The following is an 18,830-nucleotide window of genomic DNA, read 5'->3' as shown; positions in this document are numbered from 1 at the left end:
AGAGGAAATTCCGTTAGGAATTTCCAAGTAGGCTAGAACCAAGCAATTGGTTATACACGTTGTTAGGCTTAGTTTTTTACTAATTCATAAATTATTTCTCCAAGTTTATCAGAACCATTTTCTTTATTATATAATCTTTTATGAAAATCAATATTACCATTTTCGTTCTTTTTATAAAGGAAATAGAATACTTCCTTTTCCTCAATCAAAATATCATCAAAGAACATAACGAGATCATTTATTGCAGGAGGACCACAGTAAATATCAGTTGAAAAGTAAGCAGTGAAATTGTCTAATAGAGTGAATCCACTTACAATTCCGTTATCTCCAATAGTAAAGTTTTCAGAGAGTATATTTCCCAAATTATCCTTCAAAGTATAATTTCCACTGAGAGTTTTATTTCTAGTGTAATAATATAAAGGATTTGGAAATAAATAATCTTTTCTGAATTTAGATTCAACTCTTTTGTATTTAATATAATATTCTTCAAGACCATTTCCTTTCGGTCTATAAAGAGTAAGTGAGTTTTTATCGATATTCCATCTTAAATACGAAATCCATTCGTAATTGAAATATGAAATGTCGGTAGTCTTATAGTAACCAATAGAATCTTTTTTATTTAAATTAATCTTAAAAATAGAAATATTAGACACTTCAGGATAAATGTTATGGTCATGAAGTTCTGAGTATCCAATGTTTAATATTCCGTTTTTAATATCTTTTGAGTTAATTCTAAGAGCTACAGGATAATTTAAGTTAAACGCATTTTTAGATTTAATAGCACTTTTCGTTTGTTCGAAGGAATTGTAATAATCTTCAGCAATCCATATTCCCTCTATTGTTTTAATTTCTTTGCTAACATTTTGTGCAAAACAAAAAATGCTGAAGAAGAACAGAAATATTTTAATTGCGTGTTTCATTTTTTAATTAAGCCTAACGTGTTCGTGTATGGCTTGTTGCGTTGGCGAGAACTAAGTTAACAAAAGAAACCGAACCAATAGGAAATTCCGTTAGGAATTTCCGAGTACGCACAAATTGAGCAATTGGTTATACACGTTGTTAGCAACTTTAGCGACAGAGTAGAGTAGGCACGTTTAACTTAGAGAGTTGAAGCAAGAGTAATCACATAAAGTGAGAAGAGTAAAAAGCCTTAAGGGAAAGAGTGAAAAGTTCCACAAACCTGCTTAAAATCATTTTGAAATAATTAAAATTTTCATCAAAAGTGTTTTTTGGAGAATACTTCTTTAAAACTCAAAAAAAAAAAATCGCAAAAAAAACCAGGCTTTTTTTCGCTACAATGATTTTAAGAGTTTGAGTAAACTTTCAACTTTAAGAGTTTGAGTGGCAATAGTTCCGAAGTTTTAATTTTAATAAGATACTAAGAATAGGAGTTACAATTTGGAGCTATTGTTGTTAACGTGTTTGTGTATGGTTAGTTACGGAAAAGGGCGTAAGTCATTTTCCGATTATTAGCTAATATAATTAATTATTGTGAATTTCCGATTGGAAATTCCGCAGTAATTAATTATACACGTTGTTAGCAACTGTAGTGCAGAACAAGTCATTGGTAAATCACAGAACTAGCTATATACTTCACAGCAACCGAAAGAGAATGCTATAACTAACATTAGCTGATACTCCCAAGAAACCGTTGATTTGGCAAAAGAGAAAAGTCCATAATAGCATTTAGGTTGTACCACAGGAATACTAACGAACACCTTTTTTGGATTTAAGAACGATACAGAACGCTAGCGATAATTTGGCTGACTTACGAAAAAACAATTTTAAATGAACGAACATATTATCTTAAAAAGAAACTGTTTACCATTGAAGTAAGAAATTATCTTGAGAGTTTTCTAGCTATAAGTTAATAAACAAAAACAGACCATAAAAGCGTTTAGTTCTCCAAAAAATGATAAACGAAAATCTTAAATGAGAAATTAGAGATTTTTGTATTTACAATAATAGTTCAAATAGAGTAGTGCTGTTGAATTTTTGCACTATTGTTGTTAACGGTTTTGTGTATGGTTAGTTGCGTTGGCTAGAACTAAGTTAGCAAAAAGAAACGAACCAGTAGGAAAATCCGATAGGATTTTCCGAGTACACACAGACCAAGCAATTAATTATACACGTTGTTGTGCGTAGTTTTTTATTTATCCGTTTTTATTAAATCCAAATAATAATGATATTCCTTTTTTAATTTTTTTTGTTCAGAATGAATTTTGTCTTTATTAATCTTTTTGGATTGCCTCTCATTTTTTTTGTATTCTTTTCGGTCAGTTGAAATAACCGTAAATCTTCGTTTATGTTTGTCTTCTATTAAACCAAAAAGATGATTATAAATTTTTTTTAAATATGCTTTAGATTCTTTTTTTGTTTTATCAATCTCTATTACTTTTTTAAATAAGGAATCAATATTCTTTAGAGGATCATTATAAAAGATAAATTTATTTTTGTTTTTAATCAGTAAATAAGAATTCCAGTGATAATGATAATAAATCCAGTATATACCATTTGTGAGGTTATCATCAACTTTATTCTCGACATCAATTAAATCTGTTATATAAATTTCTTCAATGTTAACGTCTGAAGAGAATATTTGTTTTTCATTTAATATACTAATCACCTTTGAATGTACATTTTTAAAATCAGAAACTTCAAATGCGCTTTGACAATAAAATATATTTGGAATTATTAAAATGATTAATAATAGTTTTCTATTCATCTTTTCTACAACGTTATGAAAATCAGTTATTAATATTTTTTGATTTTCAGTTTTTTAACCATTTACTAAACGTTAATATGAAGTAATTATTTTCTTTCCGCAATTTGAGGGAATTACGCACAACGTGTTCGTGTATGGCTTGTTGCGTTGGCGAGAACTAAGTTAATAAAAGAAACCGAACCAGTAGGAAAATCCGCAGGATTTTCCGAGTACACACAACCAAGCAATTGGTTATACACGTTGTTGTACAACGTTATTTTTATTTTACCAAGAATGGAAATAATACATAAAACTTCCGTCCTTTTTTAAATACAACGTAAATCTTTCTCCTTCTGAATACATATGAGCAACAGTTGCTACAGAATTATATTCTATAGGATTTTCTGTAAAATGTAATTCAGTTAAGTTTCTATCTGATAATCCAGTTATAGACTTTTGCCATATTGTTTTCCCTTTATTGTCCTTGCTTGTTAATATAGTTTTGTTATCAATTTTTGAAACAGTCAAAAAACCAAATTCCGTTTCATGTTTTTTAATAGGTTTTAATTCTGTTTTACTTTCAAATTCAACACCATAAAAAGGACCATCGTCAAAGGTCATTGTCATTTTTGGTAGATATTTTATGTTTTCTACTTGAGAATAAAAATCGTTTAGTAAAAACTCAATTTTTTCGGTAGTTGATTTGGTATTTAGTATTGTATTATCCAAACCTCTTATTTTAAAATATAATTCTGAAATTTGATTTAAATATGTTGTATCAATATTAGACTTACAATTCGGATGATACTCTTTTAGTTGGTAAATAATTAAAGGAATTATAAAACTTGTTTTAATAGTTGAGCCATTTCTGTCTTTCTCAAAATCCATTGCCAATAATCCACTTATTTCAGATTTTGGCCATTTTACAATTTCTTGGTTTTCTAAACCAAAAAAATCAAGATATTTTATTTCGAAACAATCTTTTGATTCGGTTTCTTGTCCAAAAAAAGTTAGACTAAGTACTAGGAATATTATTGTTAAAACTCGAATTTTCATTGTTAGGTCAAATGTTGTACAACGGTTTTGTGTATGATTAGTTACGGAAAAGGACGTAAGTCATTTTCCGATTATTAGCTAATATAATTAATTATTGTGAATTTCCGATTGGAAATTCCGTAGTAATTAATTATACACGTTGTTAGCAACTGTAGTGCAGCACAAGTCATTGGTGAATCACAGAACTAGCTATATACTTCACAGCAACCGAAAGAGAATGCTATAACTAACATTAGCTGATACTCCCAAGAAACCGTTGATTTGGCAAAAGAGAAAAGTCCATAATAGCATTTAGGTTGTACCACAGGAATACTAACGAACACCTTTTTTGGATTTTAGAACGATACAGAACGCAAGCGATAATTCGACTGACTTACAAAAAAACAATTTTAAATGATCGAAGATATTATCTTAAAAATAAATTGTTTACCATTGAAGTAAGAAATTATCTTGAGAGTTTTCTAGCTATAACTTAATAAACAAAAACAAACCAAAAAGCGTTTAGTTCTCCAAAAAATGATAAACGAAAATCTTAAATGAGAAATTTGAGATTTTTGTATTTAAAACAATAGTTCAAATAGAGTAGTGCTGTTGAATTTTTGCACTATTGTTGTTAACGGTTTTGTGTATGATTAGTGGCGTGTTTAAGCACCTAATTTAGCAAATAAAAACCAAATAGAAAATCCGCGAGGATTTTCGTAAGTAGGCGAGGACTAGCCATTAATTATACACGTTGTTGGGCGTAGTGTTTTAACGTATTGCTTCGTCAACCGATTTACTATCTACAAACTGCTCAAAACTGATAATCTTGCCATTGTTCAGTTTCCATATATGGGCAACTCTTGCTTCAAAATACTTGTTCGTTTTTTTATATGTACCCGAATAGGTTCCATAAGCAACTACTTTGTCTTCATTTGCAATATAATCTTCGGGTGTAAATTTATAATCAATCCACTCGCTACCTAAGCGTTTAAAAACATTTTCAGTAACACTTTCTAAACCAATATAAGTTCCTGCATAAGGAAAGCCTTTGGCTTCTGTCCAACTGATATTTACGGCTACATATTTGGCTAAATTTTTGCCGTTTTCTTCTGATGTTTCACCTTCATAGGTACTTTTTATTATGTCGAGATTTGTCATAACTTCTTGTTTAAATAAACAACTTGACAATACTAAAAGCATTGTCAAGTTGATGATTATTATAGTTCTTACCATTTCATTTCTCCTGTGTTCACTTTTGCTCCTAACATTAAGGCTGTTTCAAAAGTTAAATTTGGATATTTTGATTTAATAGTTGCTATTAACGCTTCAGAAGTTTTATTGCTACTCAAAGCTTCTTCATAAAATTGAATATAATTCTTCGTGTGGTTTACAGCATCAATAGTGAAATCTGAATTGGTATTTGCGTGTGCAGGGATTACTATTTCAGGTTTTAATTCGCTGATAGTATTTAAGATCGAGATCCAGTTGTTACGAACCTCTGTTGTTTGTGCATCTGCCATCCACACATTAAATGTTGTGCCAAAAACATTAATTCCGCCTAAAGCTGTTTTAATTGATGGTATCCATACAAAGGTTCTTTTTGGGAATTCGTCTAATCCAATGATTTCTAGTTTTTCGCCTTCTAACTCAATCGAATTTCCTTTTAGAACTTGAGGTAAGACAACATTAGATGTGATGTTATTGCCTAATTTTTCGCCCCAAACTTCCAATTTCTTTTGAGCTGTAGCTTTAATATGCTCTACTGTTGCAGACGAAGCATATGCCGTAACCTCTGGGAAATATTTTTTGAAGACTTCTAATCCGAAATAAAAATCAGGGTCGCCATGCGAAACATAAATTGTAGTTAAGTTCTTTCCTGAGTTTTTGATTTCTTGTGCTACTTTTGTTGCCTCTGCCAAGGTAAATTGTGCATCTATTAATACGGCATCGTTTTTACCTGAGATAATAACAGATGCCACACCAAAACTATTTTCTGATGCGTTGTAAACTTGAAGTTTAAATTTGCTTGTTTCTATTGTTTTAAAACTTTGTTCTTGTGCGTTCATTTTGAATAAAATTAAAATTGTTAAAAATACTGTTGAAAAAATCGATTTCATTTCTGTCTTGTTTTTACTGATGGTACAAAGATGCAACGGTTACCTACTTCAAAACATTGAACAAGTTCAATAAATGAATTTTCTACTATTATTTACTGGCGATTTTTCGTCTTATTTTACTCAAAAACTCGTGGCTTATACCCAAGTAAGCGGCAATCTGCACGTTGGTTAATCGTTGAAAGAGATTAGGATATTTTTCAATAAAGTCTATATAACGTTGGTCGGCATTTTTACTCAAATTATCTATCATTCTTCGTTGTAACGAGATATGCGTTTTTTGAGTCATTACTCTAAACAGTTTTTCTATTTTTGGAATGTTATCATAAGCAAGCTCTTTGTCTTTTTTTGAAATTAATAATACTTCACTGTCCTCTAACGCTTGTATGTAAAGTTGAGATGGCGTTTCATTGGTAAAACTGTCGATATCGGTTATCCACCAATTTTCCTGTGCAAAATAGAGTACTTGTTCAAAGCCATTATTATCTATATGATATACTCTAAAAAGACCTTTAGTAACAAAGCCCTCAAACTTGCAAATTTGACCTTCTCGCAGTAAAAAGTGTTTTTTTTGAACTTCTTTTTGGTCGAATAAGTTGCAAAAGCTATCTATCTCTTTTTTGGAAAGCGTAATATGGTTTAAAATATTTTGTATTAATAACTCTGTCATATTCGGAGGATTTTTACATTACGCCCAACGGTCTTGTGTATGAAACGTAGCGTATAAATAAACACTAATTTTTCAGATTTTGCACGAGCCGAATTTTTTATTTTTATGTTTAATTTTCTTTTCTAAATATAACCAAATAAAAAATTTGGCGTACTATGTAAATATACAAAAACCTCTCGGAAAGCCTATAATAGCTATGTTTTATACACGTTGTTGTGCATAGTGCTTTTCACGTTCAGTTTGGTTTTCCGATGTTTGTTATTTAGTTCTGATTTGAGCATTGGCAAGACATACTCTTTTGCAATTTTTGGCGTAGCGTTGGCTGTAGCGAATTGCAAATGTGTATGGCTTTTAGCGTTGGCATTAAAAAGATTCATTTAAAATTGAATCAATAAGATTTTCAGAAAGACTATTTTGACTTTCGATTTCTAATTCTAATTCTTCACATTTTTTCAATAAGTTATTTACCTGTTCTATTATATATTTTTGTTCTTCTAGAGGTGGAATTGGAATTGGGCAAGATAAAATTTGACTTTTTTTCAGATTTGTTTGTTTTTTTCCATCATTAAAATTCAAGTAATATTTATTTCTATCTAAAACCATTTTTAAGTATTCAGGATGAATACCACATAATGATTTTAAACATCCAATTCTTTGGTTTAGTGTATATAAGTTGTTTTCCTCTACAAGATAGCATCTACTTAAAGCTCTACCGTTAGGAACATCACTCATTACTATGGCAATATCATTTTTTTTAAGAGGAACTAATATTTCAGTACTGTGTTTTTTAACTGAACCATTTGTTGAGACAAATTTTGAGTTTACTAAAATATATTGACCACTTGAATCAACTAATTTTTCGTGAGCCTTACCATTATAAAATATTGAAACATTATCAAGTATATTCCAACACCAATGGTTTGGTATTTTATACGGTATTGCTTGTTTTTCAATTGGAATTACTGATTTTTCAGGTTTAAGTCTTTCTTCTTCAAAAATGATTGCTTTTTCTTCCAACATTTTATCAGAGAGTAACTCTCCAGACTTGAATTCTTGTTTATCGCTAAAATCTTTACTTAAATTTCCTTTTAGCCCTTCTAGAATAATAACTTTCTTGAATTTATTAATAAAATCTATGTTTAGGAACAAAGAATTATTATTTTGAAGAAGTTTGTCTAGAACTGGAATTCTGTTAAATAATATATTTTTTGATATTGTAGAGAATGTTTGTTGAACTGAAGTCAGTTTGTTGTTATATTTTTCATATAATTCAGTAGCAGGAATATGTTTTATTTTCTCTTGATATGGATTTTTAATATCTAAATCCCAATCTTTTAATTCTGAAACATTTACTTTCCAAGAAACTGAAGATTCTTCTCTGTTTTGCCACCATTTTATAATTGGTTGAAATTCATCAAATTCAATAGGTTTAGTTTTAGAGTAGCTTTTTTGACCTTTGGGTAATTTATGCTCATAGTACCAAATATCATTTGTTTTCTTTCCTTTTTCAAAAAAAAGCAGATTTGTTCTAACTGCTGCTGGAAAAAATGTACTAGTCGGCATTCTAATAATTGTATGCAGATTACATTCTGTTAATAGTTTTTTATGTATTCGAGCTTTTACTCCTTCGCCTTTAATACATCCATCAGGTAAAACAATTGCAGCTCTACCATTATGGTTTAATAATTTTAACATTAATACAACAAATAAATCTGCTGATTCACGACAACGAAAAGAACTCGGAAAGTTTGATTCTACACCTTCAGCTATACTTGCACCAAATGGTGGATTAGCTAATATTACATCGACTTGGTCTTTTTTACCAATACTATTATATTCCTTTTTTAGACTATCAATATAATGATAGTCAGGAACATCCATTTCGTGTAAAATTAAATTGGTTAGTCCTAAAACGTATGCTACAGGTTTTAATTCCCATCCTGTAATACTTTTTTGCAGAAGATGCTCGTCTTCTACCGTATTTACATAATTTTCTCTAACGTGGTCTATTGCTGCGCTTAAAAAACCTCCTGTACCAGCTGCAGGGTCAAGTACTTTTTCACCCAATCTTGGATTGGTCATTTGTGTCATAAACTGTGTTACTGCTCTTGGTGTGTAGTATTCACCTTTATTTCCTGCATCACGCAATTCTTGTAAAATACTTTCGTAAATATTGCCGAAAATGTGCTTATCGTTAGAATTGTTAAAGTCAATTTCATTGAGTTTATTTATGACTTTTCGCATTTCGTAACCACTCTTCATATAGTTATTTGAACCATCAAAAACTTCTTTCGCTATGGCAGCACGTTTTGGATTATTAATACTTGTGAGATTACGTAAAGTGGCAAATAACCCTCGGTTGTTTTGGGCGTTACTGTCTATAAATTCCAATAAATCATCTCCTGTAATTCCTTCTGGGTCACTTGCCCAAGTTCTCCATTGAAATTGCTCTGGAATTACAGACTGATAATCGTCTTTTAAAATTTCTAATTCTTGGTCTTTGTCGTCAATAATTTTTAAAAAGAGCATCCAACCTAATTGCTCTAATCTTTGGGCATCACCAGAAATCCCTCTGTCTTGACGCATTATATTTCTTATGCTGCTTACTACTGCTGCTACGTTTGCCATTTATGCTGTTGTATTGTATAATTGTGTTTCTAATTCCTTCAATGCTTGTAAATAAACTTTTTTACTACCAAAAGCTTTGATTAATTCAATTGGTGTTCCTAATTTATTTAAAGGGTCAAGTTTTAATACTTCTGTACTTTCAATAGTTAATAAACCATCTTCTGCATATTTATCGAGTAAACTATTTAAAACCGTTTGGGCTTTGTCTCCATATTTGGTAAAATAGTTTCTCTTTTTTACGTTGTTTGCTCTTTCTTTTCTTGTTAAGGGCTTTGCTTCAAAAGCTACGTGACAGATTAAATCGAAAGCGTCAAATTCTTTTCCAACTTCATCTTTTAAAGCTTCAAAGAAAATTCCTTGTTCTTCTAATTCTTTAATAATAACTTCTTTCTTTTCTGAATTATTCCAAGAATTTAGAAATTTCTCTAAACTTTGATATTGTTTGGTAACGCTATTTTTAGTGTAGTCCTTTAGGCTTTCCGTTATAATTTTACCATCATTACCTAAATATTGCACACGTTCATTTACAATTTTTACTTGAACACCATCCACTCGAATTTTTTCACGCCTTGTATCTTCTTCAATTTCTCCACCACCTTCAATGTCTGGAAAATCAACTTCTTCGCCATCCAAAATGTCTGTGATTACTTCATCTGTCATTTCGTCTTCTGCACCAGATAAATCATCATCTTCACCAACTTGTTTTATCATTACTGGGTCACCATCAAAATCAGGGTCAGCAAATAAGTTGGTTACATTTCTAAAGTCCATAATGGTAAAATATGTTTTACCATATTCCTCATTTATTCTCGTTCCACGACCAATAATTTGTTTAAACTCGGTCATTGAACCAATATTACTATCTAAAACAATGAGTTTACAAGTTTGAGCATCAACTCCTGTAGTCATTAATTTTGAAGTTGTAGCAATAACAGGATAAGGTTCACTTGGATTGATAAAACTATCCAACTCACGTTTTCCTTCTTCGTTATCGCCTGTAATTTGCATTACGTACTTATTGTTTTGAGCGAATAAATCGGCATTGGCGTTAGCCAATGCGGAACGCATTCCTTCTGCGTGCTCAATATCAATACAGAAAACGATTGATTTTGCAAATCTGTCATAACCTTTTAAGAATTCGGTTATCTTTTTTGCAACTAATTTTCTGCGTTCGTCAACAACTATATTTTTGTCAAAATCCGTTCTGTTGTAAATTCTATCTTCAACTGGATTTCCGCTTTTATCTACAAAACCTTGTGTTGGTCGCCAACCTTCCGCATCAATATCTAAAGTGACTTTTACAACTTTATAAGGTGCCAGAAAACCATCATCAATTCCTTGTTTTAAAGAATAGGTGTAAAGAGGCTCACCGAAATAATCAATATTTGAAACTTCTTCGGTTTCTTTTGGTGTTGCTGTTAAACCAATGTGAGTTGCTTTGTTGAAATAAGCTAAAATCTCACGCCATTTGCTATCTTCTTTAGCACTTCCTCTGTGGCACTCGTCAATTATGATTAAATCAAAAAAGTCTGGACTAAATTGTTTGTATGCATCTGCTCCTTGACTATCTGATAAACCTTGATATAATGCTAAATAAATATTGTAAGCTGTGTCAATTTGTTTCTTTTTTATGATTGTTAGAGCATCTTTAAAATGTCTAAAATCTCCACGAGCTGTTTGGTCAATTAATGCAGTTCTGTCCGCTAAAAATAAGATTCTTTTTTTTGCTCCACTTTTCCAAAGTCTGTAAATGATTTGAAAAGCTGTATAAGTTTTTCCTGTTCCAGTTGCCATAACTAAAAGAATTCGGTCTAATCCTTTTGCAACTGCTTCGATTGTTCTGTTTACAGCAATTTGTTGGTAGTATCTTGGACTACGACCAGAACCATCTTGAAAATAATCTTGTTTTGCAATTTCTTCAACTTCTTCGGTTTCAATTCCTTTGTATTTTTTGTATTTCTGCCAAAGAATTTCAGGACTTGGAAATTCGTCTAAAGTCAGTTCTTTTTCAATTTCTCCGTCTGTTGCTGTTTTGTCGTGAAAGTAAAATCCGTCTCCATTACTACTAAACACACAAGGAATATCCAAGGTGTTGGCGTAGCCAAGAGCTTGTTGAATTCCACTTTTTACGCTGTGTTTGTTGTCTTTTGCCTCAATTATTGCAATCGGAACATTCGGTTTGTAGAAAAGTATATAGTCCGCAAATTTTCGTTTTCCTCTTGCAGTCAGCTTTCCTTTCACATAGATTCGACCATCTGTGAAGAAAATCTCACGTCCTAATTGTGTTTGCTCATCCCAACCTGATTTTAAAATAGCAGGTGTGATAAATTTCGCCTTTATGTCAGATTCAGATAAGTCTTTTTTATTCATTCATTTTGTTGGTTTGGTCGAGCGTTGGCTAAAATAGCTCTTTTGTTTTTTTTAGCGTTGGATTTTGCGTTGGAAAAAAACAAATGTGCTATTTATGCGGCTGGCTTTTATAGTTCAATTTTTCAATTTTTATCGTTTTTCCGCATTATGCACAACGGTTTTGTGTATGGCTAGTTGCGTTGGCAAGGACTAAGTTAGCAAAAGAAACCGAACCAGTAGGAAATTCCGATAGGAATTTCCGAGTGCACACAAACCAAGCAATTGGTTATACACGTTGTTAGGCATTGGCTTTTTCTATATCATCAGTTAAATTTGGGAAAATATATTTACCATTTTCTTCATCATATTTAAATTCATATTGTGGCAAACTAAATTTGAAAGTCTCTGATGCCCAAAATGCAATTGCATAAAATAATCCTTCGCTTTGATAGTCACATTCATTTAATTCAATTTTTTCAAGAACAATTTTTATCGGAAACTTAATTTTATTTATAATCAATGAGTTTACCCATTTTATACCAGCCAACAAAAGATTAATTTCTTGAGTCGTTAGTTTTATGTTTTCAACTTTGTTTTCATAAAACAGATTGTGAGATATTTTTATTCCTCCACTATCTTTTTCAATTCTTGCTGAAATTTGAATTCTGATTCCCCAACTTAAACCATATTCTCGAATCCTGTATATCGAAGTAAACTGTTTTTCCATTTGAGTGAGATCCGCTTGTGCCTAACGTGTTCGTGTATGGTTAAGTTGCGTTGGCAAGAACTAAGTTAGTAAAAGAAACCGAACCAGAGGAAAATCCGTAGGATTTTCCGAGTAAACACAGACCAAGCAATTAATTATACACGTTGTTGGCTGTAGTTATTATTTCTTCGTTTTTATATTCCATGTAATATTTTTTTCCATTATTCTCAAGTAGAATTTCAAAAGGTTCTGGTTTAATTTTTATTGATGAAGTTGGAAACCAGATTTTTTTTATTTCGTAGTTTGGTAATAAAAATAAGCCTTCTTGAGAACCATTCGTACCAAATCGTTTTAAATCACCTTTCCAAAACTCTGTACCAAATTTTTTTAGAAGTTCATTATTTACCCTTTCTACGTTATTTGTTGGCATTCCTATTTCATTTACACATAATACATCAGAAATATTGAAATCGGAACTAATTCCGTTATTCAATTTATGTCTTACTATAAATTCGGCAATATTTCCACTAGCATCATAAAAGTAAAATGAGTCTGCATTCCAACTTTCAAATCTTTGAGTTTTCCTTCCATTCTCAATATCAATAATTGGAACACGCTTTTCCATCCATTTCATTGCTTGTTCCAGCTTATTAGATGGAATTAAAAAACAATAATGATATATATATTCTTTTTTAGATTTTTCAAATGTTAATTCGCTCCATCCTATATTTATTGTAAAATAATTCGAGTTGTTTTCTATTATTTCAAAACCTAAAGTTTGAGAGTAGAATGTTTTTTCTAACTCAAGTTTATTTGTAAATAATTTTAATTTTCGAATTTTCATTTATTATGTTCTCGTTTGGTTTTTAATTACTGCCAACGTGTTCGTGTATGGTTAGTTGCGTTGGCTAGAACTAAGTTAGTAAAAGAAAACGAACCAGAGGAAAATCCGTAGGATTTTCCGAGTACACACAGAATGAGTAATTGACTATACACGTTGTTGTAGGTAGTTTTTTTTATTCCATAACACATAGGTAATAAGCCCAACACTAATAATTGCCATTAAAATTGTTCCAAATATTAAACCTAAACTAGGTCTGTCATAAAATCTATCATTGAATAAACTAAATATCAATGAAATTAATTTTGTTGGAATAAATGCTAGACTTATTAGTATTGCTAGATATTTTGGGTTAGAATACTTAGTTAGTATTGAATGAATTATTGGCGCAATATGGATTTCCGAAATACTTAGAAATAGTAATGACACGAAATAGATAATTGTATTTTGTTCAGTTGCAACTTCAGGAATTAGGAATAAAATACCAAATGAGATTAATCCAAAAATAGAACCAAGCATTAATTTAAAAAATTGACTATTGTAAAAATATGTCCATATAATAACTGCGATTAAGCTAATTGGTAAAATATAGATAGAGTTCATTGAGTACCAGATACTATTTGGTATATCAAACGATGAAATTTCGATGAATTGCAATTGTAATTCGAAAAAACGAATATTTGAGATTTCGTAAGCACCCCAAAATAATCCAACTACTAGAAAAGCAATGAAAATATTTAAAACTCTTTTGCTTATAGAGTATTTGTTTTCTTGATTTTTAGTAGGCTTTTGTTCTTTTAAAATCCACATAGGAATTAATGAAAATAGCATCATTATTCCAGATACTAAAAACCCAATATTATAACCATATTCTTCTCCAAAATGACCAACTATTAAGATTCCAAGAAATGATCCTAAATTTATTGCTAAATAGAATAATGTAAAGGCTGAATCTAATAATTTTGTTTTGCTTAAATATGATTTCCCAAAGTTTGAGATAATATTAGGTGTAAATAAACCGCTACCTAATACCACTAGCGATAATCCAACATATAGACCAATATTTGTTGGAATAATTAAGCAGAAGGCACCAATAGCTTGAATAATACCACCAATAATAATTGATTTTCTGTTTCCAATGAGCAAGTCTCCCAGTAAAGCACCAATTATTTGAGAAAACACTAATGAGCCTGCAACCCAACCATAAGTTATTATAGCGTCAGTTCTATCCATTTTCAGGACTTCTCCGGTCATATATAGAACAATTAGTATACGCATACCATAATAAGATGCTCTTTCCAACATTCTAGAAATAGAGTAGTAGAGAGTTTCTTTTGTGTGTCTATGATTTGTGTTTTTTTTCATTAAGTTTCTTGGGTTGGTAAATTACCTACAACGGTTTTGTGTATGATTAGTTACGGAAAAGGGCGTAAGTCATTTTCCGATTAGCAGCTAAGTTAATTAATTATTGTGAATTTCCGTTTGGGAAATTCCGCAGTAATTAATTATACACGTTGTTGCATCACTTTTGCGACAGAGTAGAGTAAGCACGTTTTACTTAGAGCGTTGAAGCAGGAGTAATCACATTTAGCGAGTTTGAGTAAGCAGAATTAGGCGTTTAAGTAGAACGTTCTGTAAACAAGCTCAAAATCCGTTAGAGTAAGAAACCTTTTCTTTTTTTTGTATAGAGTTTGAGTAAGCTTTCTCCTTTAAGGGTTTGAGTGAGCAATAGATCTAAAATTATAAACTTAATAGACTGAATTTAAAAAGGAGTTAGGATTTGGAGCAATTGGTTGCAACGTGTTTGTGTATGGCTTGTTGCGTTGGCGAGAACTAAGTTAACAAAAGAAAACGAACCAGAGGAAATTCCGTTAGGAATTTCCAAGTAGGCTATGACCAAGCAATTGGTTATACACGTTGTTAGGCACTGGAATTATCTTCTATTTGTTTCATCAATTATTCTTACCTTAGGTATAAGTGATTTTATCTCTTCAATATTATCTATTTCAGTTACATCAACTAAAAAATGATGCAAGCCTTTTAAATTGACAATTTCACTAGGAATTTGTTTGAAGCGATTTCCATGCATCCATAAATTCCCAACACTTTCTATACTTAAAACTTCTCTAGGAAATTCATAGAAATTATTATTAGAGATATTAAGCATTTGTAAGTTTTTTAAGTTGGTAAAACTTTCTGGCAAATCATCTAGTTGATTTGAACCAAGACTTAAATTCCAAAGTGATTCTAGTTTTCCAAATTCTTCTGGTAACTCTTTTAATTTGCAATAACTGAAATTGATGTTTCTTAATTTTTTCAAATTTCCTATTGAATTGGGAACTTTTGATAATTGACTTGCATTAGCTATAATTGATTTTAAATGAATACAATTTTCTATTTCTGGAGGAATAATTTTTATTTGAGAACCAGAAATATCCAAAACTCTTAAATTAGTTAGTTTTCCAATTTCGGGAGAGAGAATTGTGGTCGAAGAATTTCTATAACTTAACTCATAAATTTTTTTAGGTTTTTTTAAGGCTTCAGATATTGAACTAGCAACGATCATAGAATCTTTTTGAATTGATTCTTGTAAAATCTCTATAGCTATTTCATTTATGTAATTTGAAAGAACAGTAAATTTTCTAATTTCGGTAGAATCCAATTCCAAATAATTGATTTTAATATCTTTTCTCTTAAAATTTGAAAATTTTCGTTTGTATTCTTTGTCTGCTATTTCCTTTGATGTTTCTAAATAACCCATATATTTAAAATAGGGATTATAAAAGTATTCATTACTCTTAAAATCATCTACGACAAACAATTTAAATATTTCAGAGAATGAAGTATTCTCATATTTGGTGTTGTAAAATTCATTTGCTCCAACTTTAACTTTTACGTAATTTCTATTTATGTTAAATTCAATTGAAGGAATTATTAATCCTGAATCTTCAATTTGTTTAAGTTGCCCTCTAATTTTGATTTTTAATGGTAAGATATGTTCTTTATTTGCTTTTTTGTCAATTTTTTTTTGAGATTGACCTTTAACACAGCTTAAATTTATGACCATTAATAATATCAGCAGATTTAATCTCATTAGTAGTATTTTTTTCTTGTGCCTAACGGTTTTGTGTATGGCTTGTTGCGTTGGCTAGGACTAAGTTAGCAAAAGAAACCGAACCAGTAGGAAATTCCGATAGGAATTTCCGAGTACACACAAACCAAGCAATTGGTTATACACGTTGTTAGGCATTGGCTTTTTCTATATCATCAGTTAAATTTGGGAAAATATATTTACCATTTTCTTCATCATATTTAAATTCATATTGTGGCAAACTAAATTTAAAAGTCTCAGATGCCCAAAATGCAATTGCATAAAATAATCCTTCGCTTTGATAGTCACATTCATTTAATTCAATTTTTTCAAGAACAATTTTTATCGGAAACTTAATTTTATTTATAATCAATGAGTTTACCCATTTTATACCAGCCAACAAAAGATTAATTTCTTGAGTCGTTAGTTTTATGTTTTCAACTTTGTTTTCATAAAACAGATTGTGAGATATTTTTATTCCTCCACTATCTTTTTCAATTCTTGCTGAAATTTGAATTCTGATTCCCCAACTTAAACCATATTCTCGAATCCTGTATATCGAAGTAAACTGTTTTTCCATTTGAGTGAGATCCGCTTGTGCCTAACGGTTTTGTGTATGGCTAGTTGCGTTGGCTATGACTAAGTTAGCAAAAGAAAACGAACCAATAGGAAATTCCGCTAGGAATTTCCGAGTATGCGATAACCAAGCAATTGGTTATACACGTTGTTGTAGGTAGTATTTTATATTCTTTGCCTGATTTCTGGGATTAAGAATTCCATTGAGTTTTTAATTGACGTAATAAATAAACACGACAATGAATTTCCACAAGTCCACATTCCTCCATAGCTATTTGTATTTCCGAAAACATTCTTTTCGAGAACAATTTTGTTTTCTTTTTTCGAGTACAATTTTAGTTGAGAAGTCATTTTGTAAAGTCCTTCTATATTTGTGACTTTTATGTTCTCAAACAGTAAAATAAAATCTACTTTTTTAATTTCCGCATATTCTGATAATTCATCGTTTTCAATTTCATGATTTTGAACCTCAAAAATACTGGAATATGGTTCATATTCATTAAAAGACATATTCAGAATTGTTGTCGTGTAGTATGAAATCAGTTCGTAATATTTATAATTCAAGATTTGGTTCTCTAGACTATCCAATTGTTTCAGTTCAAGAGCAGCTTGTTTTTTACTTTCTTTAAAATCTGCTCTCATATCTTCTGGGTAATCTTCAGGTTTTTCATCCTGCATTTCGATAAGACGATTACGATAAGTGTAATATTGATTACGATATGTTAATTCTATTGAGTCAGTAAACTTTTCTAAAGATTTTTCTATTTCAGCTTTATTTGGTTTAACAACAGCCATTGAAAACGTTCCTTGAGTTCCATCTTGACCAAAAGAGAGTTGGCTAATTAGTATAATCAGAAGAACAATTTTTCTCATTTTCTTGTTTTTATATTACCTACAACTCGTTATATATCGATAAATATACACAATATCAGTTGCTATTTTTCCGATATCTTGAACTTTTGTTCCAGATTATCCGTTTTTTTATAGTGTTCTACAGCAAGATCTAGTGGGCTTCGAATCTCTAATAAGTCTTTCCTAGCTACATGTGTGTAAATCATTGTAGTTTCTGGTTTTGCATGGCCTAATAACGATTGAATATGTCGCAGCCCTACACCATTTTCTAATAAGTGTGTTGCATAACTATGTCGTAATGTATGTGGTGTAACACGAACTTTTAAACGGCATTGTGAAGCTGCTTTATGCAAAAATTTACTCACACTACTTGAACTATATTTAAAACCTGGCTTTCCTTCTATAAGATAGGTTTCTGGTTCATAGGTGATCATATAATTTCTTAATAGTGGTAATAAATGCTCAGCTAAAGGTGCATATCTGTCTTTTCTGCCTTTGGCTTTTTTAATAATAAACTGCTTTCGGTTAATATTTATATCATCAATTTTTAAATTTATGAGTTCGCTTATTCTTAATCCTGCCGAATATAATAATGCAATAATGGTTCTATGCTTTAAATTTTTTGTTTTCGCTATTAATTCAATTACCTCATTTTGTGATAGAACTGTTGGTAATACTTTATCTCGCTTTGGTCGTACTAATTCTATGTCTTCAATTTGTGTCGATTTATCAAAAACAATAAATAATTTTAATGCACTTATAAATTGTCGTTGAACACTAATACTTAGTTTTCGCTTTATAAAAACATCTTCTATAAATAATTCGACATCTCTATTGCATAAATCTTGAATTTGTTTCTCTCTATGGTAATCAATAAAATCAGCAATTTGAAATGTGTAATTTTTTACTGTACTATCACTATAGCGTTTCCCTCTTAAGTATTTATAATAATTATTAAGTACTATTTTTTGCTCTTCGTTTAATTTTCTTTCAGTTTTAGGCATACTTTTCTTTTGCTTTGCCTGTAATCCTAATGCATTCTCATTTATGAATGCATAATCTTTAAAATAATACCGAATCAAATCAAGGTTTTTTGTAGTATAGGGAAGGTGCCATAACATAACTATTTGATTCCATTTTGAAGATGGAATAGATTTGGCAACATCTATTAGTATTTTGTTGTATTTAAATTTAATCCCTATTTGATGCTTCTCTTTATAATAGAATTTAATTAAATGTATTTCTGGTCGATTTTTCATAA

15 protein-coding genes are annotated in these 18,830 nt (G+C 30.5%); all 15 read right to left on the bottom strand.

What is annotated here, in order from left to right; translation table 11 throughout:
• Positions 1–68: 68 nt before the first annotated feature.
• Complete coding sequence (locus tag MUN68_RS08215; RefSeq protein WP_249997585.1) at positions 69–920, bottom strand: hypothetical protein; 852 nt, start codon at positions 918–920, stop codon at positions 69–71.
• Between the two features lie 1,229 nt (positions 921–2,149).
• Complete coding sequence (locus MUN68_RS08210; RefSeq protein WP_272792437.1) at positions 2,150–2,725, bottom strand: hypothetical protein; 576 nt, start codon at positions 2,723–2,725, stop codon at positions 2,150–2,152.
• Between the two features lie 264 nt (positions 2,726–2,989).
• The gene (locus MUN68_RS08205; RefSeq protein WP_249997355.1) at positions 2,990–3,760 is read right to left on the bottom strand and encodes a hypothetical protein; all 771 of its coding nucleotides are present in this window, start codon (positions 3,758–3,760) and stop codon (positions 2,990–2,992) included.
• 750 nt (positions 3,761–4,510) lie between these two features.
• Positions 4,511–4,900: a nuclear transport factor 2 family protein gene (locus MUN68_RS08200; RefSeq protein WP_249997354.1), complete on the bottom strand. Its 390-nt coding sequence runs from the start codon at positions 4,898–4,900 to the stop codon at positions 4,511–4,513.
• Between the two features lie 68 nt (positions 4,901–4,968).
• A complete protein-coding gene (locus MUN68_RS08195) occupies positions 4,969–5,808 on the bottom strand; it encodes an MBL fold metallo-hydrolase (RefSeq protein WP_272792436.1) in 840 nt (279 codons plus the stop codon).
• 139 nt (positions 5,809–5,947) lie between these two features.
• A complete protein-coding gene (locus MUN68_RS08190; protein ID WP_249997352.1) occupies positions 5,948–6,526 on the bottom strand; it encodes a Crp/Fnr family transcriptional regulator in 579 nt (192 codons plus the stop codon).
• Positions 6,527–6,889: 363 nt separating this feature from the next.
• Entirely contained in the window at positions 6,890–9,154 is a 2,265-nt protein-coding gene (locus MUN68_RS08185; RefSeq protein ID WP_249997351.1) for an N-6 DNA methylase, read from the bottom strand.
• On the bottom strand, positions 9,155–11,524 hold the full coding sequence (gene hsdR / locus MUN68_RS08180; RefSeq protein WP_249997350.1) for an EcoAI/FtnUII family type I restriction enzme subunit R: 2,370 nt from the start codon (positions 11,522–11,524) through the stop codon (positions 9,155–9,157).
• Between the two features lie 277 nt (positions 11,525–11,801).
• On the bottom strand, positions 11,802–12,230 hold the full coding sequence (locus tag MUN68_RS08175; protein WP_249997349.1) for a hypothetical protein: 429 nt from the start codon (positions 12,228–12,230) through the stop codon (positions 11,802–11,804).
• A 130-nt stretch (positions 12,231–12,360) separates the two neighbouring features.
• On the bottom strand, positions 12,361–13,053 hold the full coding sequence (locus tag MUN68_RS08170) for a VOC family protein (protein WP_249997348.1): 693 nt from the start codon (positions 13,051–13,053) through the stop codon (positions 12,361–12,363).
• A gap of 144 nt (positions 13,054–13,197) precedes the next feature.
• Complete coding sequence (locus tag MUN68_RS08165; RefSeq protein ID WP_249997347.1) at positions 13,198–14,415, bottom strand: POT-type proton-dependent oligopeptide transporter; 1,218 nt, start codon at positions 14,413–14,415, stop codon at positions 13,198–13,200.
• A 568-nt stretch (positions 14,416–14,983) separates the two neighbouring features.
• Positions 14,984–16,144, bottom strand: a complete 1,161-nt coding sequence (locus tag MUN68_RS08160) for a leucine-rich repeat domain-containing protein (RefSeq protein WP_272792435.1) — start codon at positions 16,142–16,144, stop codon at positions 14,984–14,986.
• A gap of 148 nt (positions 16,145–16,292) precedes the next feature.
• The gene (locus MUN68_RS08155; protein ID WP_249997349.1) at positions 16,293–16,721 is read right to left on the bottom strand and encodes a hypothetical protein; all 429 of its coding nucleotides are present in this window, start codon (positions 16,719–16,721) and stop codon (positions 16,293–16,295) included.
• Positions 16,722–16,882: 161 nt separating this feature from the next.
• Positions 16,883–17,590: a hypothetical protein gene (locus tag MUN68_RS08150; protein WP_249997260.1), complete on the bottom strand. Its 708-nt coding sequence runs from the start codon at positions 17,588–17,590 to the stop codon at positions 16,883–16,885.
• Positions 17,591–17,652: 62 nt separating this feature from the next.
• Positions 17,653–18,828 carry a tyrosine-type recombinase/integrase gene (locus MUN68_RS08145; RefSeq protein ID WP_249997259.1) on the bottom strand — a complete coding sequence of 392 codons (1,176 nt, stop codon included), beginning with the start codon at positions 18,826–18,828 and terminating at the stop codon, positions 17,653–17,655.
• Positions 18,829–18,830 lie beyond the last annotated feature (2 nt).

Origin of the sequence: Psychroserpens ponticola (genome assembly GCF_023556315.2) — a bacterium.
Classification (GTDB): Bacteria; Bacteroidota; Bacteroidia; order Flavobacteriales; family Flavobacteriaceae; genus Psychroserpens; species Psychroserpens ponticola.
The sequence above is the reverse complement of the archived record's forward strand: the minus strand, read 5'-3'. Positions and strand labels throughout refer to the sequence as shown.